We start from the raw sequence: 21,769 nt of genomic DNA, 5'->3' as shown, positions 1-21,769 counted from the left end.
GATTCCCGGCGCCCGGGCCGGGGGCCGCGTCGCCGACCTGTCGATGGTCGCACGGCACGGCCGGTCCCGTCATCCGATTTGTCACCCCGTCGCGGGGCTCTGGACGGGGTCGCTCTTCCAGTCCGGGTGGCCGGGCATGGGCGGAGTCCTCCGGCCGTACAGCCAGTCCCGGAAGAAGCCGCTCAGGTCCCGTCCCGCCTCCTGGGCGGCGAGCCGCTCGAAGTCGGCCGTGGTCGCGGTGGAGTCGCGGTGCAGCGCGGTCCAGGACCGCTCCAAACGCTCGAAGGCGGGCTGCCCGATCTCCTGGCGGAGCGCGTAGAGCACCAGCGCGGCACCGTCGTAGACGCTCGGCCGGAAGAGCGCGATCTTCTGGCCGGGCCGGGGCGCCTCGGGGGCCGCGGGCGGCCCGCCGGTGGCGCGCCAGCGGTCGGAGAGGCCGTACGCGGCCTTCATCCGCGCCTCCATCGGCCGGTGCGCGGTCTCCTCCGCGTAGAGGGACTCGTACCAGGTGGCATGCCCCTCGTTGAGCCACAGGTCGGACCAGGTGCGCGGGCTGACGCTGTCGCCGAACCACTGGTGGGACAGCTCGTGCACCATGATCGAATCGACGTACCACGGGGGGTACGCCTTGTTGGTGAACACGTCCTTCTCGAAGAGGGAGAGCGTCTGGGTCTCGAGTTCGAAGCCGGTGCGCGCCCCGGCGATCAGCAGTCCGTAGGTCTCGAAGGGGTACGGGCCGACCTTCTTCTCCATCCAGGCGATCTGGGCGGGTGTCTTCGCCAGCCAGGGTTCCAGCGCCGCCGCGTCGCTCGCGGGGACGACGTCGCGCAGGGGCAGCCCGTGCGGGCCGCTGCGATGCAGCACGGCGCTGCGGCCGATGGACACCTGGGCGAGTTCCGTGGCCATCGGGTGGCGGGTGCGGTAGCTCCAGGTGGTGGCGGTGCCGGTGCGCCGGGTGCCCAGCGGGAGGCCGTTGGCCACCGCCGTGTAGCCGTCGGGCACGGTCACATGGAAGGTGAACAGCGCCTTGTCGGAGGGATGGTCGTTGCAGGGGAAGACCACATGGGCGGCGTCGGCCTGGTCGGCCATCACCAGTCCGTCGTCGGTCTGCACCCAGCCGCCCTCCCGGCCGCTCTCCGGGGTGGGGTCGCTGGTGTGCCGCACGGTGACGGTCAGCGCGCCGCCCCTGGGCAGCGGGGCGGCCGGGGTGATCACCAGGTCCTCCCCCGCGGTCGTGAAGTCCGCGGGCGCTCCATTGACGTCGACGGACGAGACCGTGCCGTGGGTGAAGTCCAGATTGAGGCTCTCCAGGCGCTCGGTGGCGCGGGCCCGGATCCGGGTGACGGCGGTGAGCGGCGTGCTGTTGGCGCCGGGGTAGGTGAAGGAGAGGTCGTACGACAGCACGTCGTAGCCGGGGTTGCCGAGCGTCGGGTAGAGCGGGTCGCCGATGCCCAGGGGTTCGGCGGGCCGGGGCGCGCTCGCGGCGATCAGACAGCCGGTGACGGCGCACGCGAGCAGGGCCGCCCGGGCGCGCCGGGCACGGGGGATCGCGGATCGGGGGGTGTGCGGCATGGACCACGGCTACCAGCGGACGCCCATCGCGCGGTGACGGCGCGCGCCGGGCCCACCCGAACGGATTCAGCCGGACCCCGGCGGATCGGCCCTTGCGGCGGTCAGCGGGCGGCGGCCGCGGCGTGCTGGGCCCGGCTGACGTCGAACACCCCGGGCACGTTCCGCATCGCGCGCATCAGGGACGGCAGATGGGCCGCGTCCGGGAGTTGCAGCGTGTAGGTGTGGCGCACGCGCTGCTGGCTGGGCGGCTCGACGGTGGCGGAGACGATGGCCACCCCTTCCAGGGCGATGGCCTCGGTGAGGTCGGCGAGCAGATGCGGGCGGCCGAAGGACTCGGCGACGAGGGTGACCCGGCAGTCCGCGGTGTCGCCCCAGCGCACGCCGATCTCGGCGCGCCCGGAGCCCTTCATGCGCGTCACTCCGGCGCATTCGACACGGTGCACGGTCACCGTGCCCCCGCGGACGGCGAAGGCGGTGACCTCGTCGGGCGGTACCGGTGTACAGCAGCCCGCCAGGCGTACGGAGGCGCCGGGCAGGTCGACGACCGCGCTGGCGGCGCGTGCGCCGGGAGTGTCCGCGGGGTGCACGGGCCGTACGGGCGGCGCGGGCGGGCGCCCGGCGGCGGGCGCGCCGGGGTGTACGCCGGTGGGGTCCGCCCCGGCTCCGGTGCCGTGCCGGAACGCGCCGGGCGCCGGTGCGGCGGCGGAGGGCTCCCCCGGCGCGGGGGGTGCCGCCAGTCTGCGCTGGATGGCGATCCGCGCGGCGGGGGTGCGCGCATGGTCCAGCCATTCCCTGGAGGGCTCGGAGGCGGGGTCCTGGCCCATGAGGAGCTGCACGGTGTCGCCGTCCCTGAGGACCGTGCCCAGCGTGGCGAGGCGCCCGTTGACCCGGGCGCCCATGCACGCGTGCGCGTCCTCCCCGTACTGCGCGTAAGCCGCGTCCACACAGCTCGCGCCCTCGGGGAGCCCCAGGGTGCCCCCGTCGGGGCGGAAGACGGTGATCTCCCGGTCCTGGGCGAGGTCCTGGCGCAGGGTCGACCAGAAGGTGTCGGTGTCCGGGGCGGCCTCCTGCCAGGCGAGGAGCCGGGAGAGCCAGCCGGGGCGGGTGGGGTCGACGCGCTCGCCGTCGGCGGCCGGGGCGTCGGACGGGGGCCCGTCGGCCGCGGGAGCGTACGGGTTGCCGAGCGCGACCACGCCCGCCTCGGCGACCTTGTGCATCTGGTGGGTGCGGATGAGGACTTCGGCGATCTCGCCGTCCTCGCGGGCGACCGCCGTGTGCAGCGACTGGTACAGGTTGAACTTGGGGACGGCGATGAAGTCCTTGAACTCCGAGACCACCGGGGTCATGCAGGTGTGGAGTTCGCCGAGGACCCCGTAGCAGTCGGCGTCCTCGTTGACCAGGACCAGCAGCCGTCCGAAGTCGGCGCCGCGCAGCCGCCCGCGTTTTCGGGAGATGCGGTGCACCGAGACGAAGTGCCGTGGTCTGATGAGGACTTCGGCCGGGATGTCGGCCTCGCGCAGGACCGTGCGCACCTGCTCGGCCATGGCGGCGAGCGGGTCGTCGCCGTGCGCCGCGTTCTCGGTGATGAGTTCGCGGGTGTGCTCGTACTCCTCGGGGTGGAGGATCGCGAAGACGAGGTCCTCCAGCTCGGTCTTGAGCGCCTGGACGCCGAGGCGTTCGGCGAGCGGGATGAGCACGTCCCGGGTGACCCCGGCGATCCGTTCCTGCTTCTCCGGGCGCATCACGCCGAGGGTGCGCATGTTGTGCAGGCGGTCGGCGAGTTTGATCGACATCACGCGGACGTCGCTGCCGGTGGCGACGAGCATCTTGCGGAAGGTCTCGGGTTCGGCGGCCGCGCCGTAGTCGACCTTCTCCAGCTTGGTGACGCCGTCGACGAGATAGCGCACCTCCTCGCCGAACTGCTCGCGCACCTGGTCGAGGGTCACCTCCGTGTCCTCGACGGTGTCGTGGAGCAGCGAGGCGGTCAAGGTGGTGGTCTCGGCGCCGAGTTCGGCGAGGATCAGGGTCACGGCGAGGGGGTGCGTGATGTAGGGCTCACCGCTCTTGCGCATCTGCCCGCGGTGCGAGGACTCGGCCAACAGATAGGCCCTGCGCAGGGGTTCGAGGTCGGCGTCGGGGTGGTGGGCGCGGTGCGCCTCGGCCACATGGCCGATGGCGTCGGGCAGCCGGTCGCGGACGGCGGGGCCGAGCAGGGCGGCACGCCCCAGGCGGCGCAGGTCGATCCGGGGGCGGCTCTTTCTGCGGTGCGTCCCCGGCGTGGCGGGGGCAGGGGTGGCAGGGTTTGTGGCCTCCGCACTCATGGGGCACCTCCGGCTCGTCGACCGGCGGACGGAGTGCCCCTGGGCATACGCGGCGCAGGGGATGGCGTCGGTCCCCCGTCCGGGCCGGTGCTTGATGCTATCGAGCCCATCACGCCCGCCTGACCGGCTCTCGCCGAGCGTGAAACGGATCACCCATTCGAGCGACAATCCCGGTGTTTATGACTTTCGGCCAGCGGCTGGAACGCCACCCATGGATTCGAACACCCCCGGCGGCTCCGGGCTGCGGATCGGAATGGCGCGAGCCGGGCGGTCTGTGATCCGGAGCCGTACCAAGAGACCGCCCGAGGGCGATTTCCGGCCATCCACTGTGCCGAGTGTCACGCCCGGTGTGCTCCCCCGTGCTTCGGCGCGCCGCCTGTTCGCCCCCGAGAGGCCCTGGTCGGTTCAGGCCGGTTGGGGTCGGCCCCGGTTGACGGAGCGTCGGTTCAGCGGGTCGCGGTGCGCAGCCAGTCGGCGTCGATCCCGCCCTCGGCGACGATCACCGCCGGGCCGGTCATCTCGACCTGGCCGTCCGGGTGTTCGGTGATCACCAGAGTGCCGCCGGGAAGGTCCACGGTGTACGTCACCGGGGTGCCCGTGACGGCCGGATCGGCGCCGTCGCGGCGGGCGGCGGCGACGGCGACCGCGCAGGCGCCCGTGCCGCACGAACGGGTCTCGCCGGAGCCGCGCTCATGGACGCGCATCGCGACATGGCGGGGAGCGCGGTCGACCACGAACTCGACGTTCACGCCGTCCGGATAGACGGCCGCCGGGGCGAAGGGGGGCGCGGTGTACAGGGTGCCCGCGTCGGCGAGGTCGTCGACGAAGGCGACCGCGTGCGGGTTGCCCATGTTGACGTTGCGGGCGGGCCAGCTGTGCTCGCCGACGGTGACGGTGACCTGGCCCTCGGGCAGGAGCGCCCGGCCCATGCCGACGGTGACATCGCCGTTCTTGGCGATGTGCACGGACTTCACGCCCGCGCGGGTGGCGATCGCGAGGTCGCCCTCGGCCGTGTGGCCCGCATGCTGGAGGTAGCGCGCGAACACCCGCACGCCGTTGCCGCACATCTCGGCGATGGAGCCGTCCGCGTTGCGGTAGTCCATGAACCACTCCGCCTCGGCGGCCATCGCCTCCGCCTCGGGGTGCGCGGCGGACCGCACCACGTGCAGCAGACCGTCACCGCCGATGCCGGCGCGGCGGTCGCACAGGGCGGCGACGGCGGCCGGGGAAAGGTCGACGGCGTTCTCGAGGTCCGGGACGATCACGAAGTCGTTCTCGGTGCCGTGCCCCTTGAGGAAGGCAATCCGCGTGCTCATTCCTCGATCGTACGGGGTTGCGACGCGTCCCGGGCGAGCGGTCCGAGGGGTGGGAGCCGGGCCGGGACCGGGGGTGGCGCATGGGGCGGGGGGCCTCCAGCACACGCGGGGCGGAGAGGCCAAGGGCTCCCGGGGTCAGCGCAGGCGGGCGACGCGCCATACGGCCAGGACGACCACGAGAGCGACCACGACGACGTAGGTGAGGACGACACGCCAGTCGGGGCGGCGGCCGGAGCCGCGCTGCGGCAGTCCGGGCCAGGTGTGGCCGACCCGGCGGGCGGCCATCATGCCCCAGCCCGCGGCGCAGGAGAAGATCAGCAGGCCGAGCATGGCGACCACGGCGCCGCCGTCCCCGAACTCGAACGCGAGCGGGAACGCGAACATCAGGGAGCCCAGCGCCGCCAGCGCCACGATGGGGGCGAGCTGCCAGATCCGCAGTCGGCGCTGGGGGCGCAGTTCCACCTCGACCTCGGGTCCGGTGGACAGTTGTTCCTCCGCGGTCGGACCGTCGTCCGTCACACCGCCCGGGACCTGTTCCTCGGGGCCGTCGGAACTGAGCCGTCGGCCTCCGGCCTCCGCCGTGTCGTGCTCCGCGCTCTCTGCGGTGTCGCGAGGGCCGGCCTCCATCGCCACGCGCCCTCCCAACTCGGACTCCACTTGGTCGATCGAAGCTTGATGATGGCATGCCGCCGGAGGCCCGGATGACGGGCGGGGCGTCCCGATGCCATCACGTGATCAGGCTGTAACCGGTCGCTGGACCAACGACAGCGCCTGCTGCGGGAGTTCCCGCAGGTCCGCCGCCGCGCCGCTGAGCCAGTGCACCCGCGGATCGCGGCGGAACCAGGAGTCCTGACGGCGCGCGAAGCGCTTGGTAGCGCGTACGGTCTCCGCGCGCGCCTCTTCCAGCGTGCACTCCCCCGCGAGCGCCGTGAGCACCTGCTGATACCCGAGCGCGCGCGACGATGTGCGCCCCTCCCGCAGGCCCTGCGCCTCCAGGTCGCGCACCTCGTCCACCAGTCCGGCCTCCCACATCCGGTCGACCCGGCGTGCGATGCGGTCGTCCAGTTCGGGGCGCGCCACGTCGACCCCGATCTGGACGGTGTCGTAGACCGAGTCATGGCCGGGGAGGTTGGCGGTGAAGGGCTTGCCGGTGATCTCGATGACCTCCAGCGCCCGGACGATACGGCGGCCGTTGCCGGGCAGGATCGCCCGTGCCGCGTCCGGGTCGGCGGCGGCCAGGCGCGCGTGCAGCGCTCCCGGGCCGCGCAGGGTCAGCTCCTCCTCCAGCCGGGCCCGGACCTCGGGGTCGGTGCCGGGGAATTCGAGGTGGTCGACCGCGCCGCGCACATACAGGCCGGAGCCGCCCACCAGGACCGGCCAGCGCCCCTCGGCCAGCAGCGCGTCGATTCGGGCGCGGGCGAGCCGCTGGTACTCGGCGACGGACGCCGCGACCGTCACGTCCCAGATGTCCAGCAGATGGTGCGGGATGCCGCCGCGCTCCTCGGGCGTCAGCTTGGCGGTGCCGATGTCCATCCCCCGGTAGAGCTGCATCGAGTCGGCGTTGACGACCTCGCCGCCGAGCTGCTGGGCGAGAAATACGCCCAGATCGGACTTTCCGGCCGCGGTCGGTCCGACGACGGCGATGACCCGCGGTGCGGGAGCTGCGCTACTCACCGCAACAGTCTCGCAAACCTCCGGACCCCACCTCGAACGAGCGACGTTACGGGCCGTATGCGGGGTCGTTGCCTGATGCGAGGCCACGGCCACCGGTTCGGGAACAGAAGGCCGGCCATGGCAAACGGGCTCACCGCACGACGCGGTATTTCGCCCGCACGAGTAACGTATGGAGTAGGTATGGGCGTTTTTGCACGGCTTTTCCGGCGGCCCGCGAGGACGGAGGAGGCGCAGTCCGCCGCGGCGGAGGCCGCGCAGACGACGGCCGACGACACGGCGGAGGCGAGGGAGACCGCCGAGGGGAAGACCGGGTCCGACTCCGCGCCGGAGACGGTGGCGGAGGAAACCGCTCCGGCCGTCGAGGAGGGTGTCGGGATCCCCAGGCAGCAGTCCCCCGCGGAGGCTGCCGAGGTCGCGGCCGAGGAGGGCGCCCGCACATAACCGCGCTTCGCAGGGAAGGTGGACCATGGGTCTCGTGGACAACCTGATGGCCAAGGTCTCGAACTTCGCGCACCAGCACGAAGAGAAGGTCGATCGTGGCCTCGACAAAGCCGCGAAGATGATCGACGAGAAGACCAAGGGCAAGTACAGCGGAAAGATCGACACAGGCACGGGCAAGGCGAAGCACGCGATGGAACGCATCGCGCACCGGGACACCGGCCCGGCGGGCGGCCCACCGCCCCCGGCATCCTGACACGGCACGGCGCACAGCACGGCACATCGGCGGACGGCCGCGAGGCAAGACCTCCCGGCCGTCCCCGATGCCCTCCGCGGCCTCCGTGCCGTCGTAGGAACGCGGGTGGCCCACCGTGCCACGTGCCGGTCGTATGAGCGCGAGTGGCCCTGCGCCGTAGGTAGGCGGGTGGCCGGATGCGCTACGACCAGGCCGCCACCAGGTAGCCGACCCCGTAGGGGGCGTCCTCGTAGAGCAGTGCGCCGGTGAGGTCCGTGCCCTCGGCCGCGCCCGCGAGGACCTGCCAGGGGGCCCGCCCCGCGGCCTTCAGCTCCCGGGCCAGGCCGGGGTCCAGCGCCCGCAGCGCCGCCAGGTCGGCCGTGGAGAGCGCCCGGGCCGCGGCGGTGTCGAAACCGGCCGCCCGCTCGTCCAGGTAGCCCGGCGCCTTGACCGAGCGGCAGGCGCTCGCATCACCCATGACCAGCAGTGCCACCCGAGCGTCCCGTCCGGCGAGAGCCGCCCCGGTCTCGGCGCACCGCCGGGGAGCCAGGTCCTCGGGCACCGCGAGACCTTCGACCGGCGCGTCCTCCCAGCCCACGCGCTCCAGCAGCCAGGCGGCGACGGCGAGGGACAGCGGGAGTTCCCGCTCGGACGTGGCCGGGCCGGTCCCCGCGCCGCCCAGCCGTACGCCGACATCCACCCCGAACCCGCGGAACGACCCCCGGGCCCCCGCCGGATACGCCCCGCCTCCACCCTGCGGGGCGGAGCCGACGGCCACCAGCCGGTCGGGGCGCGCCGCGGCGAGCACCCCGAGGGCGTCCGCGCATGCGGCGCGGGCGCCGTCCAGCTCCTGCGCGGCACCCTCGGCGACCTGGGGCACGAGCAGGGGCGGACAGGGGCAGACGGCGGCGGCGACAAGCATGATCCGCAGCGTAACCCCGGGCGACTGCTCCCGCGCCCCTCCGTGCGCTCGCCCCCGCGGGCGCCGTTCCCGTCAGTCGCAGCCGCAGGCGGTCGGTGCGGCGGCGGGGAGGGGCTCCGGGATGCCGATCTTGGGGAGGCCCAGCATGACGCCGACGGGCTTGGCGGACTCCGCGGCGTTGCGCTTCGCCCAGGCGTCGCCCGCGGAGGTGCGGCGGACGGCCAGGACGGGGCCCTCCGCGAGAAGGTGGTGCGGGGCGGCGTAAGTGATCTCGACGGTCACCACATCGCCCGGGCGGACCTCCTCGTCCGGCTTGGTGAAGTGGACAAGGCGGTTGTCGGGGGCGCGTCCGGACAACCGGTGGGTGGCGCCGTCCTTGCGGCCCTCGCCCTCGGCCACCATCAGCTCCAGGGTGCGGCCGACCTGCTTCTTGTTCTCCTCCCAGGAGATCTCCTCCTGGAGGGCGACGAGACGCTCGTAGCGGGCCTGCACGACCTCCTTCGGGATCTGGTCCTCCATGGTCGCGGCGGGGGTGCCGGGGCGCTTGGAGTACTGGAAGGTGAAGGCGGCGGAGAAGCGGGCCTGGCGCACGGCGTGCATCGTCTGCTCGAAGTCCTCCTCGGTCTCGCCGGGGAAGCCCACGATGATGTCGGTGGTGATCGCGGCGTCCGGGATGGCCTCACGGACCTTCTCGATGATGCCCAGGTACCGCTCCTGGCGGTAGGAGCGGCGCATCGCCTTCAGGACGGTGTCCGAGCCGGACTGCATCGGCATGTGCAGCTGCGGCATCACGTTCGGCGTCTCGGCCATGGCGGCGATCACATCGTCGGTGAAGTCGCGCGGGTGCGGGGAGGTGAAGCGGACCCGCTCCAGGCCCTCGACGTTCCCGCAGGCGCGCAGCAGCTTGCTGAACGCCTCGCGGTCGCCGATGTCGGAGCCGTAGGCGTTGACGTTCTGTCCCAGCAGGGTGATCTCGGAGACGCCCTCGGCGACCAGGGCCTCCACCTCGGCGAGGATGTCGCCGGGACGGCGGTCCTTCTCCTTGCCGCGGAGCGCCGGGACGATACAGAAGGTGCAGGTGTTGTTGCAGCCCACGGAGATCGACACCCAGGCCGCGTAGGCGCTCTCGCGCCTGGTGGGCAGGGTGGAGGGGAACGCCTCCAGCGACTCGGCGATCTCGACCTGGGCCTCTTCCTGCACCCGGGCGCGCTCCAGCAGGACGGGCAGCTTGCCGATGTTGTGCGTGCCGAAGACGACGTCCACCCAGGGCGCCTTCTTCACGATGGTGTCGCGGTCCTTCTGCGCGAGGCAGCCGCCGACGGCGATCTGCATACCGGGGCGTTCGGCCTTGCGGGGCGCGAGGCGGCCGAGGTTGCCGTAGAGGCGGTTGTCGGCGTTCTCCCGCACGGCGCAGGTGTTGAAGACGACCACGTCCGCGTCGCCGTCCGAGCCCTCGGGGGCGCGGACGTATCCGGCCTCCTCGAGCAGCCCGGACAGCCGCTCGGAATCGTGGACGTTCATCTGACATCCGTACGTTCGGATCTCATACGTCATGGTGCTCTGAACGTCCACTGCACGGCTCCGGTCGCTGCTGCTGGTCATGGGTCAAGGGTAGGCGCTCCCCGGAGAACGCCGCCCCGGCGCTGTCGCGGCCCCGGACCGCCGCCGTCCGCGCAGGTCGGCGCGGGCGCGGTCAGGCGCCCCGGCGGCCGTGGCCGTCCGGTTCGCACGGCCCGGCGCCGGTGGCCGGGGCGGGGTCCCCGGGCGCCGGGCCCTGCGGGAGCCCGGCCTCGCCGTCCGCGGCGAGGGCCCGCAGCAGGGCCAGGGCGTCGGCGCTCGGGCTGCCGGGTTCCGCGGAGTAGACGAACAGATGCTGGCCGGGTGCGCCGGTGACCGTGAACGCCTGGTAGTGCAGATGCATCTCGCCGAGCTGCGGATGCCAGAGGTCCTTGGAGTCGCTGGTCCGCGGCCGCACCTCGTGGCGGGCCCACAGTGCCGCGAAGGCCGGGCTGTGCAGGGCGAGGCTGCCCACGGTCTCCGTGACGCGCGGGTCGTCGGGGAAGGGTGCGGCGAGGGCCCGCAGGGAGCTGACGGCTCCGCGGGCCGCCCGGTCCCAGTCCAGGTAGAAGCGGCGGGCGAAGGGGTCGAGGAACAGCATCCGCAGCAGATTGTCGAAGCGGGCGAAACCGCCGTAGAGCTGCCGTGCCACGGCGTTGGCGGCGAGGACGTCGAGGGCGGGTCCGACGACACAGGCCGGTACACCGATGAAGTGGTCCATCAGCCGCCGCAGTTCGGGGGCGACGGCAGGTGAGGCCGCCGCGGCCACGGTCCCGGGCGCGGGCTCGGCCAGCCGGAACAGATACCCGGCGGCGTCCCGGTCCAGGCGCAGGGCACGGGCCACCGCGTCGAGGACCTGCGTGGAGGGATGCCGTTCGCGACCCTGTTCGAGCCGGGTGTAGTAGTCGGTGCTCACCCCGGCGAGCAGGGCGACCTCCTCCCGGCGCAGCCCCTTCACCCGGCGCGCGGTGTGCGACACCAGGCCCGCGTCCGCGGGCGACAGCAGGTCGCGGCGCGCGCGCAGGAAGTCACCCAGCTCGTTTCCCCTCGTCATGCGCCCCACCGTAGCGGCCCGCCGCACGGCGAGCCGGGGTGTGTCACACCCTGTCCGGAGGGGGGTGCGGCACACCCTTCTTCGCCTGCCGCGGCCCTTCTAGCGTCACTCCCGGAAGCACCGCCGGACACAGCACTCCTGACGATCCGTCAGACATCGTCTCTGTCCGGGGAATCAACAGCACCAGCAACCAGGAGTTCAGTCATGCAGTGGCTCACCAGGACAGCCTGCGCCGCGACGGCCGCGGCCGCCTCCCTCGCCGTCTTCGCCGCGGGGGCGTCCGCGGCGGCCCCTCCGCTCGGGCCCGCCCATGTCGTACGGCATCTGGATCCGGCGGCGGGCCAGCAGCCGGAGAACCTGACGGTGGAGGCGGACGGTTCCACCGTGCTGACCATGGCCTTCTCCCACCAGGTCGACCGGCTCACCCCGGACGGGGCACTGCATGTCCTCGGCACCCTGCCGGCCCCGCCGGACGGGACCCGCGCACCCCTGACGGGCCGGGCCTTCGCGGGCGGGATCGTCCGGGCCCCGGACGGCACCCTGTATGTGCTCTACTCGGCGGGCACCGACGCGCTGACCGGGCTGTGGCGGCTGCGGCCGGGCTCCGCCCCGAGCCGGATCGCCGCCCTGCCGGGCGGCAGCGTGCCCAACGGGCTTGTCCTGTACGGGGATTCCTTCTACGCCACCGACTCCGCGCGGGGCGCCGTCTGGCGCATTCCGCGGGGCGGCGGGGCGGCCGCGGTCTGGAAGGCGGGGCCCGAGCTGGAGGCACGTACCGCGGACGGCTTCGGCGCCAACGGGCTGAAGGTCCGTCACCATGCGCTCTGGGTGACCAACATGGACCGGGGCACGCTGGTGCGCATCCCGATCGGCCGCCATGGCGAGGCCGGGGCCGTGCACACCGTCGCCGACGGTCTGGGGTCGGTGGACGACTTCGCCTTCACCGGCGAGGGCGACAGCGTGCTGGCCGCCGACAACCAGGGCGCGGACGTGGAGTTGGTCCGTGCCGACGGCTCGCACACCGTGGTCCTGACCGCCGCCGACGGACTGCGCAACCCCACCTCCGTCGCCCGCCGCGGCAACACGGTCTACGTCACCGACGCGGCCTATGTCTCGGGCACCGACCCCAAGCTGCTCTCGGCGCGGCTGCTGCATCGCCGGTAGCGGCACACACGCCCAGGTCAGCCCCCGGTGCCGTAGGTCAGCCCGGAGCAGGGGTCCTCGTCGGCCGTGCGGGTGTTGCCGGGCGAGGGCGCCTTGGCCGAACCGGTGGGGCCGCCGCCGTGGGCCGGGGCGGGGCGGTCCGCCTTGAGGGCGGCCCACAGCCGGGAGGCGTCCGGTTCGACGAGGGCGACGCGGTTGCCGTCGTAGCGCCAGGGGACGGTCACGAAGGCGGTGTCGCGGAGGTCGACGTTCTTCAGCGAGAGGGCGAAGGAGACCAGCTTGCCCGCCGAGGCCAGGCCCGGATCGACGGTGAGGGACTTGGTCGCGGCGTCCGCGAGCGGGAGCAGCCTGGTGGGGGTGAGCCCGTCCGTCTTGATCTTCTTGATCAGGGCGCCCAGGAAGGCCTGCTGGCGGCGGATCCGGCCGATGTCCGAGCCGTCGCCGATGCCGTGCCGGATGCGGACGTAGTCCAGCGCCCGCTGGCCGGCGACCCTCTGCTGTCCCCTCCTGAACAGCAGGGAGCCGCGGGTGGCCCGGTTGGGGTCGAGATCCTTCTCGTAGATGTCCCGCGGCATGCACACCGTGACGCCGCCGACCGCTTCGGTCAGGGCGGCGAAGCCCTTGAAGTCGACCACGACCGTGTGGTCCACCCGGAGCCCGGTCAGCCGCTCCACCGTGTTCTGGGTGCAGGCGGGGTTCCCGGCGGCGCTCTCGCCCGTGGAATACGCCTCGTTGAACGGGGTGTTCGGCCGGGACCTGGTCCACCTGCCGTCCGGCAGGCGGCAGGGCGGAAGGGTCACCAGGGTGTCGCGCGGGATCGACACGGCGGTCGCATGCCGCCGGTCGGCGAAGACATGCAGCAGGAAGGTGGTGTCCGACCGGCCCACGTCGTCGCTGTCGCCGCCGCCGAGGGCGCTGTTGCCGCCCGTGCGCGCATCGGACCCGATGACCAGGACGTTCTCGCCGCGGGACGAACCCGCCGAGGGGCGGTCCTTGGCGAGGCCCGCCCCGTCGAAGGCGGAGATGCTGCGGTCCAGCCGCAGCACCGCCCAGCCCAGCCCTGCCACGCCGAGCAGCACCAGCCCGGTGAGGACCAGCACCGCCCGGCGGACCCGGCGGCCGCGCGGGCGCCCGCGCCGGGACCGTTTGGAATGACGGCTCATGACCGCTCCCTCCTCCGGGGACGTCAGACCGCGTACCGGCCGGGGGCGAAGAGGTGGACGTTGTCCCGGACCCAGTCGGAGGTGCGGCGCAGGCCCTCGTCGAGGGAGACCTCGGGCTTCCAGGAGGCCCAGGTGCGGGCGCGGGAGTTGTCCGACAGCAGCCGGTGGACCTCACTGCCGGTGGGCCGCAGCCGGGCGTCGTCGACGACGATGTCGGCGTCCCGTCCGGAGGCGGCGATCAGCTTGCGCGCCAGGTCGCCGATGGCGATCTCCTCGCCGGTGCCGAGGTTGACGACCTCGCCGAGCGCCCGGTCGCACTGGGCCACCGCGAGGAAACCGCGGGCGGTGTCGGTGACATAGGTGAAGTCGCGGGTGGGGGTGAGCGAGCCGAGGCGTATCTCGCGGGCGCCGGAGTGCAGTTGGGCGAGGATCGTGGGGATCACGGCACGCGCGGACTGGCGGGGGCCGTAGGTGTTGAAGGGGCGCACCACCGTCACCGGCAGCTCGAAGGCGTGGTGGTGGGAGAGCGCCATCATGTCGGCGCCGATCTTCGAGGCGGAGTAGGGCGACTGGGGCTGGAGCGGGTGGTCCTCGCCGATCGGAACGGTCAGGGCGGTGCCGTAGACCTCGCTGGTGGAGGTGTGCACCAGGCGGCGCACCTGGTGGCGGCGGCAGGCCTCGGCGATGTTCTCGGTGCCGGTGACGTTGACGGCGACATAGGCGCCCGGGGAGTCGTAGCTGTAGGGGATGCCGATCAGGGCGGCGAGGTGGAAGACGGTGTCGCAGCCCGCGACGGCGTCCATCACCCGGCCCGGGTCGCGCACATCGCCCGCGATCAGCTCGATCCGCGGATCGTCCTGGAGGTGGGCGAGGTTGCCGTGCTCCGCGTACGGCTTGTAGTGGACCAGGGCGCGGACCTTCGCGCCCTGGCCGAGGAGGAGGTCGACGAGGGTGGAGCCGATGAAACCCTCGGCGCCGGTGACGAGGACCGTGCGGCCCTGGAAGAAGTCGGGTGCGTGCATGGCGGTGCGTTTCCTCACTGTGCGGTGGAGACGGAGGTGATGGACGGGGTCAGGGGGTGTCCGGCGAGCCGCAGGACCCGCTGCGCCAGCCGGTCCGCGGCGTCGCGGTGCTGGGTGCCGACACCGGCCCGGGCGGCGGCCCCGGCCATGGCGTGCAGCTGGCCGGGGTCGTCGAGCAGGGAGCCGACGAGGGAGTCGAGGGAGTCGGCGGTGGTGTCCGCGTCCGGCAGCAGGACGCCCGCGCCGATGTCGGTGAGGGTGCGGGCGTTGTGCGTCTGGTGGTCGCCCGGGGCATGCGGGTACGGCACGAAGACCGCGGGCAGCCCGATGGTGGCCAGTTCGGCGACGGTCGCCGAGCCCGCGCGGCACACCACCAGGTCGGCGGCGGCGTAGGTGCGGTCGATGCGGTCCAGATAGGCCACCGCCTCGGCGACCCGGTCCGCCCCCGTGGCGCGCAGCCGGGCGCGGGTCTCGTCCAGGGCGGCCGGTCCGGTCTTGATCAGCAGCCGCAGGCCGGGGCGGTCCCGGCGGCGCGTGGCCAGGCCGATGGCCGCCTCGGTGAGGCGGGCCGCGCCCAGGCTGCCCCCGTTGACGAGCACCAGTTGCTCGTCCGGGGAGATGCCCAGCTCCCGGCGGGCGCCGTCCCGTTCGGCCGCCCGGTCCAGGGCGGCCAGCGGGCCGGACAGTGGCATGCCGACGACCTCGGGCCTGCTGGAGGCGGGCAGCCGGGCGCCGCCGGCCGCGAAGGCGAGTGCGACATGCGGGGTGAGCCGGGCCGCGAAGGCGTTGGCCCGGCCGGGCACCGCGTTCGACTCGTGGATGAGGCTGGGCAGGCCGGACATCCGGGCGCCGAGGATGACGGGCGCGCTCGGATAGCCGCCCATCCCCACGGCGACCTGCGCGCGCTGCTCGCGCAGGATGGTGCGGCACTGCCCGGCCGACCTGAGCAGCGCGGCGGGCAGCGTGAAGCGCTTGGCGCCCAGGGAGCGGTCGTACGGGATCATGTCGACCGTGTGGAGGCGGTGGCCCGCGCCGGGTATGAGGCGGCCTTCCAGACCGCGCTCGGTGCCCACGAACGAGATCACCGCGTCGGGCACCCGGCGGCGCAGCGCGTCCGCGAGGGCCAGCCCGGGATAGATATGGCCACCGGTGCCCCCGGCACCGATCACGACGGAGAGCGGAGTATCCATGCCCGGCACGCTCCCGGTCCGCCCTAAGAGGCTTCTAAGAGCACCCTTTGGCAGGCTGGTGCCATGAATGACGCAGCTCAGGACGTTCCCCGTGCCGCCGCGCAGGTGCTCGTCGTGGATGACGACCCCGAGGTGCGGGCCGCCCTGGAGGACGGCCTCGCCCTGGAGGGCTTTGTGGTGCGGGGGGCGGCGGACGGGCTCGCCGCGCTGGCGGCCGTGGCGGACTGGGAGCCGGACGCCCTGGTGCTGGACGTGATGATGCCGGTGGTGGACGGGCTCGCGGTGTGCCGCCATCTGCGGGCCCTGGGCGACCGCACGCCGATCCTGGTGCTCACCGCGCTCGACGCGGTCAGCGACCGGGTGGACGGCCTGGACGCGGGGGCGGACGACTATCTGGTCAAGCCGTTCGCGCTGGACGAGCTGTCCGCGCGGCTGCGGGCCCTGCTGCGCCGCACCGGGCCCGGTGAGCCGCCGTCGGCGACCCAGCTGCGCTTCTCGGACCTGATCGCCGATCCGGAGACCCGCACCGCGCTGCGGTCCGGGCGGCGGCTGGAGTTCACCCGCACCGAGTGGGCGCTGCTGGAACTGCTGCTGCGCCACCCGGGGCAGGTCCTGGAACGCGAGACGATCATGCGCTGGGTGTGGGGCCGGGACCTCGGTCCGGACTCCAACTCACTGGCCGTCTACGTCGGTTATCTGCGCCGCAAGCTGGAGGCCGACGGCGCCCCGCGGCTGGTGCACACGGTGCACGGCGTCGGCTACCGGCTGGACGAGCGGTGACCCGGCCGAGCCGCCACCGGCGGCCCCCGCTGCGCCGCCGGCTGGCCCTGACCGCCTCCGCGGCGGTGGCGGGCGTGGCGCTGGCCGTGTGCGCGGGCGCCTACGCGGTCACCTCCTACACCCTGCACCGCCAGTTCGACCTTCAGCTCACCCAGTCCGCCACGCTCGCCGTGCAGCAGTACAAGGCGGAGGGGCCCGGTGTCCAGGCGGGCGAGTGCCGCTTCCTGGCCGCGCCCGCCTGCGCCCAGCTGGTCCCCGAGCAGGCGGCCGACGATCCGCACAAGCCGTATCTGCTGCCCGTGGGACCGGCGGCGCGCGAGGTCGCGGCCGGGCGGCGGGCGCCCTACTTCAGCACCGCCACGGTGGACGGCCTGGCCGTGCGGGTGCTGACCACACAGGCCCGCAAGGGGATGGCGATGCAGGTGGCGCTGCGCTCGGACGGGGTGCAGCGGGCCGAGCGCCAGGCGGCCGGTCTGCTGGCGGTGATCGGCGGGGCGGGCGTGCCGGTGGCGGCGCTGCTGGGCTACTGGGTGTCCCGTTCCGGACTGGCGCCGGTGACCCGGCTGACCTCGACCGCGGAGCGGATCACGGCGACCCGGGACGCCGGGCTGCGGATCGAGCTGCCGACCGGGCCGCGGGGCCGCGAGGACGAGATCACCCGGCTCGCGGTCACCATCAACACCATGCTCGACGCCCTGGAGGAGTCCGTCAGCGCGCAGCGGCGGCTGGTCGCCGACGCCTCCCACGAACTGCGCACCCCGCTGACGGCGCTGCGGTCCAACGCGGAAATCCTGCTGCGGGTGGATGAGTTGACCCCGCGGCAGCGGGACCGCGCCACGGGTGCCCTGACACGTCAGCTGCGGGAGGTGACCACCCTCGTCAACGACCTGATCGACCTGGCCCGCGACGAGGAGCCGCACCAGGCGCTGGAGCCGGTGCGGCCGGTGTCGGTCCTGGAGCACACCGTGGCCGCGGCCCACGACCACTGGCCGCATGTCGTCTTCTCCTTCGACGCCGGTCCCGCGGCCGCGGCGGCGCTCACGGCAGCCGTGCCGAGCCGTCTGGCCCGGCTCTTCTCCAACCTCCTGGACAACGCGGCGAAGTTCTCCCCGCCCGGCGGCCGGGTGGAGGTGGCCGCGCGGCTCGCTCCGGACGGCACGGCGCTGGAGATCACTGTGCGGGACCACGGCCCCGGCATCGACGCGGCCGACCTGCCGCATGTCTTCGACCGCTTCTACCGGTCCCGCACCGCCCGCGCCCTGCCCGGCTCCGGTCTGGGCCTGGCCATGGCCCGCCAGATCGCCGGGACCCACCACGCGGAACTGACGGCTCATCAGGCGCCGGGCGGCGGGGCGCTGTTCCGGCTGGACCTGCCGGTGGACCCGCGGCCGACCGGCTGAGTGGGAGTGACCCGAGAGGTGTCCGGGGGCGGCCACCGGGTGGCGCAGGTCACAACCCTGGGACGAGTGCGCAACTCTACAGTTCAGACATGGACGTTCATGTCACGACGAAGTGGGAAACAGCGGTCCTCTCGGGCGGACCGGCCAACGGCCTGCGCATGCGGGTCGCGGACCGGCCCTCGGTGCTCCAGGTGACGTATCCCTGCCGGGTCGAGGACCCGGCGGACGGGGTCCAGGTGGCGGCGCTGTACGTGTACCGGCGCAGGCCGGGCTCCCGCTCCGAGCCGCTGGCCTACGGCTACGACAGCGCCAGCCCCTGAGCCGGAACCGGCCTGATCAGGCGCGAAGGCTTCGGATCAGGAGGCGGTGGCCGGGGGTTCAGCCGTGGGGTGTTCGGCCGCGGCGGGAACGGCCGTAGCAGGTCCGGCCGCGGCGGGAAAGGCCGGTGCGGGAGCGGTCGTGGCTTCGGCGGAGGTCCGGGCCGGTGCGGGCGCGACCGGGGCGAGCCCGGGGGCAGGGGCGGGGGCGGATTCGGGGGTGGCGGCCGACGGTGCGCCCTCGTCCCGCATCGCCCTGGCCTCGCTCTTGAGGATGCGCATCGACTTGCCGAGCGCACGGGCGGTGTCCGGCAGCCTCTTCGAGCCGAACACCACGATCACGACCAGGGCCACGATCAGCAGGTGCCAGGGTTCCAGTCCGTTGCGGAGCATTGACCGCACCGCCCTTCCGCGCCGCGGGCGAGAGCCTTCTGCCGCCCGCCCGCCATGGTTGCCACTTTGCGCAACTGTACAAGTGATGGGGTGGACCGGAAGGGGAGAGAGCGCACCAGGGCCGAAACGTGACCTACGGATGGCCGCCAAGCGCCGCGGAGCGCCGTTCGTAGAACGCCCGGACCGCCCACAGGGCCGCCGCGTACAGCGCCAGGACGGCGGCGAGCAGCAGGTAGTGGCCCACCGGCAGCGCGGTCAGGCCGAGTGCGGCGCCGAGCGGGGTGAAGGGCAGCAGGAGGGCGACCGCGGCGAGCACGATCGCGGCCCGGCCGACCGGGCCAGGACCGCGCCCCTCGGCGGCACGTCGGCCGGAGCGCAGCAGCACCATCACCAGGGCCTGGGTGAGCAGGTTCTCGGTGAACCAGGCCGAGTGGAAGACCGCCCGGTCGTCCAGCGCGTCGGGCCCGTCGAGCGAGAGTGCGAGGACGGCGAAGGTGGCGAGGTCGGCGACGGCGTTGAGCAGGCCGAAGCCGGTGATGAAGCGGAGGAAGTCGCGCGGGCGCAGCACGGTGGGGCGGGCGAGCGCATCGGCGGCGGGGCGGTCGCGGGCGAAGGCGAGCTGGGCCGCGTCGAAGCACAGGTTCTGCGCGAGGACCTGGGCGGGGAGCATCGGCAGAAAGGGCAGGAGGAGGCCCGCGGCGAGCATCGCGACGACGTTGCCGAGGTTGGAGGAGAGGGTGACGCGCAGATACGCGGCGATGTTGCCGCTGCTGTGGCGGCCTGCGGCGACGGCGTGGTCGATCGCGCCGAGGTCCTTGAAGGCGAGGACGGTGTCCGCGCTGCGGCGGGCCACCTCGACGGCGTCGCGCGGGGCGATCCCGACGTCGGCGGCGCCCAGCGCGGGCACGTCGTTGACGCCGTCGCCGAAGAAGCCGACGGTGTGCCCGGACCGGCGCAGCTCGGTGACGATCCGCGCCTTGTCCTCGGGGGTGCACCGGGCGACGACGCGCGCGGTGTGGTCGTCCGGGGCGCCCGCGGTCCGTACCTCGCCGGGGTCGAGCCCGAGGTCGCGGCAGGCGCGGGCAGCGGTGCCGGGGTGGTCGCCGGTGAGGATCCGTACCGTGACACCGCGGGCGGCGAGGTCCCGCAGGGCGCGGGCGGCGGTCGGGGCGAGGGCGTCCCGGAAGGTGACGAACCCGCTGAAGTCCAGGCCCCGTTCGTCGGCGGGCGTGTAGGGGCGGGTCCGGGCGGGACGGTCGGCGGTGGCCAGGGCGATCACCCGCAGTCCGTCCGCGGCCTCGCGGGCGGCGAGCGCGAGCAGCCGCTCCCGCTCGGCGGGCTCCAGCGCGCAGCGCTCCAGTACGGCTTCGGGGGCGCCCTTGACGAGGAGGGTGTGGGAGCCGAGGCCGCCGCGGACCACGGCGGTGGCCAGTCGTCGGACCGGGTCGAAGGGCACGGCGGCGACGCCCTCGTACGCCTCCCAGCTTCCGTCGGCCGCGTCCAGGAGCGCTTCGTCGAGGACGTCCGGGGCGGGCAGGTCGGCGAGCTGAAGGGTCCACCAGGCGGCCGCGGCGGCCCGGTTCAGCACCTCGGGGGCGTCCCGGCCGGTGCCGTCCAGGGCGCGCCGGACGACGGGCCGGTCCTCGGTGAGGGTGCCGGTCTTGTCGACGCACAGGACGTCGACCGCGCCCAGGTCGTGCAGGGCGGGCAACCGTTTGACGATCACGCCGTGGGTACGGGCGAGCTGCCGGGCGCCGCGGGCCAGGCAGCTGGTGACGATGACCGGGAGCATCTCGGGCGTGAGGCCGACGGCGACCGCGACCGCGAAGGGCAGCGTCTCCAGACCCCGGTCGCGCAGGGTGGCGTTGGTCATCAGCACCAGCGGCGGGGTGAGCAGCATGAACCGGATCAGCACCCAGGAGATGCCGTGAACGGACCGTTCGAAGGCGCTCGCCTCGCGCCGGGCGGGGGCACGATGGGCCCGGGCGAACCGGGTCCGGGGGCCGGTCTCCAGGACCAGCGCGGTGGCACTGCCGGTGACGACGCTGCTGCCCTGGAAGCACAACCGGGGGTGGTCGAAGGGGCCGCCGCCCGCGGGGGTCGCGGGAGCCTCGGCGGCGTCCTTGGCCACCGGTGCCGACTCGCCGGTCAGCGCCGCCTGGTGCACGGTCAGCCCGTGGGCGCGCAGCAGCCGCACATCGGCCGGGACCAGGTCGCCGGGGGCGAGGCGGACGATGTCGCCGGGCACCAGTTCGGCCGCGGGTGTCTCGCGTTCCTCGGGCGGCCGGTCCCGGTCCGGTCGGCGCAGCACGGTCGCGGTGGTGGGGACCAGTTCGCGCAGCGCGGCCGTCGAGCGGTCGGCCCGGTGCTCGCCGGTGGCGCGCAGCAGGCAGCTGACGCCGACGAGGGAGAGGATCACACAGGCGGTGCCCCAGGCGCTGACAGTGGCGGAGACCAGGCCGAGGCAGAGCAGGACCGTGGTGAAGGGATCGCGCAGACCGCGGACGAAACGGCGGGACCAGGAGGGGGTACGGGTGTCGGGGAGCGTGTTCTCGCCGAGTTCCGCGAGCCGGGCCTCCGCCTCCGGGTCGGTGAGCCCCCGGGGGCCGGTGCGCAGGCGGCGCAGCTCCTGGAGCGCGGTCGGCTCGGCGGGGGCCGGACCGGCGCCCGTGGCCGGGGACGGCGACGGTGCTGCGGTCTCAGAGGCCACGGAGCCGGGCCGCCGGGACGCGGGTCAGGGTGTCGCGGGCGCCGAGCTGGTCCACCACCAGGCGCACCACGGTCACGATGTCGGGGTCGTCGACGAAGTACACCTGTCGGCGGCCCTCCCTGCGGGAGCGCACCAGTCCGGCGAGTTTCAGCTTGGTCAGGTGCTGGCTGACGGCGGGCAGTGCCCCGCCGACGCGTGCGGCGAGTCCGGTCACATCGCTCTCGCCCTGGGCGAGCGCCCACACGATGTGCAGTCGCGCGGGCGAGGCCAGCAGCCCGAACGCGGCGGCCGCCTCCGCCCACACCTCGGCGGACGGATCCTCCGCGAAACCACCGCCACCTGCCGCCACCGCCGTCGTCCCCTTCCCGCCCCGGCCGTACCCCGAGAGCGGCCCCAGTCTAGGGGGCGACCGACGGGGCGGGCGGCGGCCGCCGCCGGGTCGGCGGTGGGCCACCGGATGGGCGGTGGGCCGCCGGGGGGTGGCCGTCAGGGTTGATGGTGGCCGTCCGGTCGGCAGCGGCCGGCGTCGGGTCGGCTGTCA

Annotated in this window: 19 protein-coding genes and 1 pseudogene; 6 read left to right on the top strand and 14 right to left on the bottom strand. The window is 73.9% G+C overall.

The annotated features are described in order from the left end of the window. Positions 1 to 81: 81 nt before the first annotated feature. From ACIHAA_RS00320 to miaA, 5 genes are all read right to left on the bottom strand, one after another. A complete protein-coding gene (locus ACIHAA_RS00320) occupies positions 82 to 1,572 on the bottom strand; it encodes a M1 family metallopeptidase (protein WP_399810973.1) in 1,491 nt (496 codons plus the stop codon). Positions 1,573 to 1,673: 101 nt separating this feature from the next. Continuing rightward, positions 1,674 to 3,893, bottom strand: a complete 2,220-nt coding sequence (locus ACIHAA_RS00315) for a RelA/SpoT family protein (protein WP_399810970.1) — start codon at positions 3,891 to 3,893, stop codon at positions 1,674 to 1,676. Between the two features lie 446 nt (positions 3,894 to 4,339). Then, positions 4,340 to 5,209 (bottom strand): diaminopimelate epimerase, encoded by an 870-nt coding sequence (dapF, locus tag ACIHAA_RS00310; RefSeq protein WP_399810966.1) that lies wholly within the window; start codon positions 5,207 to 5,209, stop codon positions 4,340 to 4,342. Between the two features lie 135 nt (positions 5,210 to 5,344). Further along, positions 5,345 to 5,836 carry a hypothetical protein gene (locus tag ACIHAA_RS00305; protein ID WP_399813659.1) on the bottom strand — a complete coding sequence of 164 codons (492 nt, stop codon included), beginning with the start codon at positions 5,834 to 5,836 and terminating at the stop codon, positions 5,345 to 5,347. Between the two features lie 108 nt (positions 5,837 to 5,944). After that, positions 5,945 to 6,883, bottom strand: a complete 939-nt coding sequence (miaA, locus tag ACIHAA_RS00300) for a tRNA (adenosine(37)-N6)-dimethylallyltransferase MiaA (protein ID WP_399810963.1) — start codon at positions 6,881 to 6,883, stop codon at positions 5,945 to 5,947. A 180-nt stretch (positions 6,884 to 7,063) separates the two neighbouring features. Here miaA and ACIHAA_RS00295 point away from each other — a divergent pair, with 180 nt between their 5' ends. Both ACIHAA_RS00295 and ACIHAA_RS00290 read left to right on the top strand, forming a co-directional pair. After that, complete coding sequence (locus ACIHAA_RS00295) at positions 7,064 to 7,324, top strand: hypothetical protein (protein WP_399810960.1); 261 nt, start codon at positions 7,064 to 7,066, stop codon at positions 7,322 to 7,324. A 25-nt stretch (positions 7,325 to 7,349) separates the two neighbouring features. After that, on the top strand, positions 7,350 to 7,577 hold the full coding sequence (locus tag ACIHAA_RS00290; protein ID WP_399810958.1) for an antitoxin: 228 nt from the start codon (positions 7,350 to 7,352) through the stop codon (positions 7,575 to 7,577). A 181-nt stretch (positions 7,578 to 7,758) separates the two neighbouring features. Here the strand turns inward: ACIHAA_RS00290 and ACIHAA_RS00285 are convergent, their stop codons facing one another. The 3 genes from ACIHAA_RS00285 to ACIHAA_RS00275 all read right to left on the bottom strand — a co-directional run bounded on the left by ACIHAA_RS00285 (position 7,759) and on the right by ACIHAA_RS00275 (position 11,089). After that, positions 7,759 to 8,478, bottom strand: a complete 720-nt coding sequence (locus ACIHAA_RS00285; RefSeq protein ID WP_399810955.1) for a class III extradiol dioxygenase subunit B-like domain-containing protein — start codon at positions 8,476 to 8,478, stop codon at positions 7,759 to 7,761. 72 nt (positions 8,479 to 8,550) lie between these two features. Then, positions 8,551 to 10,080 (bottom strand): tRNA (N6-isopentenyl adenosine(37)-C2)-methylthiotransferase MiaB, encoded by a 1,530-nt coding sequence (miaB, locus tag ACIHAA_RS00280; protein ID WP_399810952.1) that lies wholly within the window; start codon positions 10,078 to 10,080, stop codon positions 8,551 to 8,553. 91 nt (positions 10,081 to 10,171) lie between these two features. After that, positions 10,172 to 11,089: a helix-turn-helix domain-containing protein gene (locus tag ACIHAA_RS00275; protein ID WP_399810950.1), complete on the bottom strand. Its 918-nt coding sequence runs from the start codon at positions 11,087 to 11,089 to the stop codon at positions 10,172 to 10,174. A 204-nt stretch (positions 11,090 to 11,293) separates the two neighbouring features. Between ACIHAA_RS00275 and ACIHAA_RS00270 the strand changes: the two genes are divergently transcribed. Continuing rightward, a complete protein-coding gene (locus ACIHAA_RS00270; RefSeq protein WP_399810947.1) occupies positions 11,294 to 12,253 on the top strand; it encodes a hypothetical protein in 960 nt (319 codons plus the stop codon). A 41-nt stretch (positions 12,254 to 12,294) separates the two neighbouring features. Here ACIHAA_RS00270 and ACIHAA_RS00265 read toward each other — a convergent pair. The 3 genes and pseudogenes from ACIHAA_RS00265 to ACIHAA_RS00255 all read right to left on the bottom strand — a co-directional run. Further along, positions 12,295 to 13,416: pseudogene (locus ACIHAA_RS00265) on the bottom strand (LCP family protein); the annotation flags it as partial. A 23-nt stretch (positions 13,417 to 13,439) separates the two neighbouring features. Beyond that, on the bottom strand, positions 13,440 to 14,438 hold the full coding sequence (locus tag ACIHAA_RS00260) for an SDR family NAD(P)-dependent oxidoreductase (RefSeq protein ID WP_399810945.1): 999 nt from the start codon (positions 14,436 to 14,438) through the stop codon (positions 13,440 to 13,442). A 14-nt stretch (positions 14,439 to 14,452) separates the two neighbouring features. Then, on the bottom strand, positions 14,453 to 15,628 hold the full coding sequence (locus ACIHAA_RS00255) for a UDP-N-acetylglucosamine--N-acetylmuramyl-(pentapeptide) pyrophosphoryl-undecaprenol N-acetylglucosamine transferase (RefSeq protein WP_399810942.1): 1,176 nt from the start codon (positions 15,626 to 15,628) through the stop codon (positions 14,453 to 14,455). A 63-nt stretch (positions 15,629 to 15,691) separates the two neighbouring features. Between ACIHAA_RS00255 and ACIHAA_RS00250 the strand changes: the two genes are divergently transcribed. From ACIHAA_RS00250 to ACIHAA_RS00240, 3 genes are all read left to right on the top strand, one after another. Then, complete coding sequence (locus ACIHAA_RS00250; protein ID WP_399810939.1) at positions 15,692 to 16,408, top strand: response regulator transcription factor; 717 nt, start codon at positions 15,692 to 15,694, stop codon at positions 16,406 to 16,408. Further along, a complete protein-coding gene (locus ACIHAA_RS00245) occupies positions 16,405 to 17,808 on the top strand; it encodes an ATP-binding protein (protein WP_399810936.1) in 1,404 nt (467 codons plus the stop codon). Before ACIHAA_RS00250 ends, ACIHAA_RS00245 begins: the two co-directional genes overlap by 4 nt. A gap of 89 nt (positions 17,809 to 17,897) precedes the next feature. After that, complete coding sequence (locus ACIHAA_RS00240; protein WP_399810933.1) at positions 17,898 to 18,128, top strand: hypothetical protein; 231 nt, start codon at positions 17,898 to 17,900, stop codon at positions 18,126 to 18,128. A gap of 36 nt (positions 18,129 to 18,164) precedes the next feature. Here the strand turns inward: ACIHAA_RS00240 and tatA are convergent, their stop codons facing one another. The 3 genes from tatA to ACIHAA_RS00225 form a co-directional block, all read right to left on the bottom strand. Further along, the gene (gene tatA / locus ACIHAA_RS00235; RefSeq protein WP_399810930.1) at positions 18,165 to 18,518 is read right to left on the bottom strand and encodes a Sec-independent protein translocase subunit TatA; all 354 of its coding nucleotides are present in this window, start codon (positions 18,516 to 18,518) and stop codon (positions 18,165 to 18,167) included. A 133-nt stretch (positions 18,519 to 18,651) separates the two neighbouring features. Beyond that, positions 18,652 to 21,228, bottom strand: coding sequence for a magnesium-translocating P-type ATPase (mgtA, locus tag ACIHAA_RS00230; protein ID WP_399810927.1), 2,577 nt, complete (start codon positions 21,226 to 21,228; stop codon positions 18,652 to 18,654). Beyond that, positions 21,218 to 21,577, bottom strand: a complete 360-nt coding sequence (locus tag ACIHAA_RS00225) for an ArsR/SmtB family transcription factor (RefSeq protein WP_399810925.1) — start codon at positions 21,575 to 21,577, stop codon at positions 21,218 to 21,220. Before ACIHAA_RS00225 ends, mgtA begins: the two co-directional genes overlap by 11 nt. Positions 21,578 to 21,769 lie beyond the last annotated feature (192 nt).

It is taken from the genome of Streptomyces sp. NPDC052040 (genome assembly GCF_044548405.1).
In the GTDB taxonomy this organism is placed as follows: Bacteria; Actinomycetota; Actinomycetes; order Streptomycetales; family Streptomycetaceae; genus Streptomyces.
The sequence above is the reverse complement of the archived record's forward strand: the minus strand, read 5'-3'. Positions and strand labels throughout refer to the sequence as shown.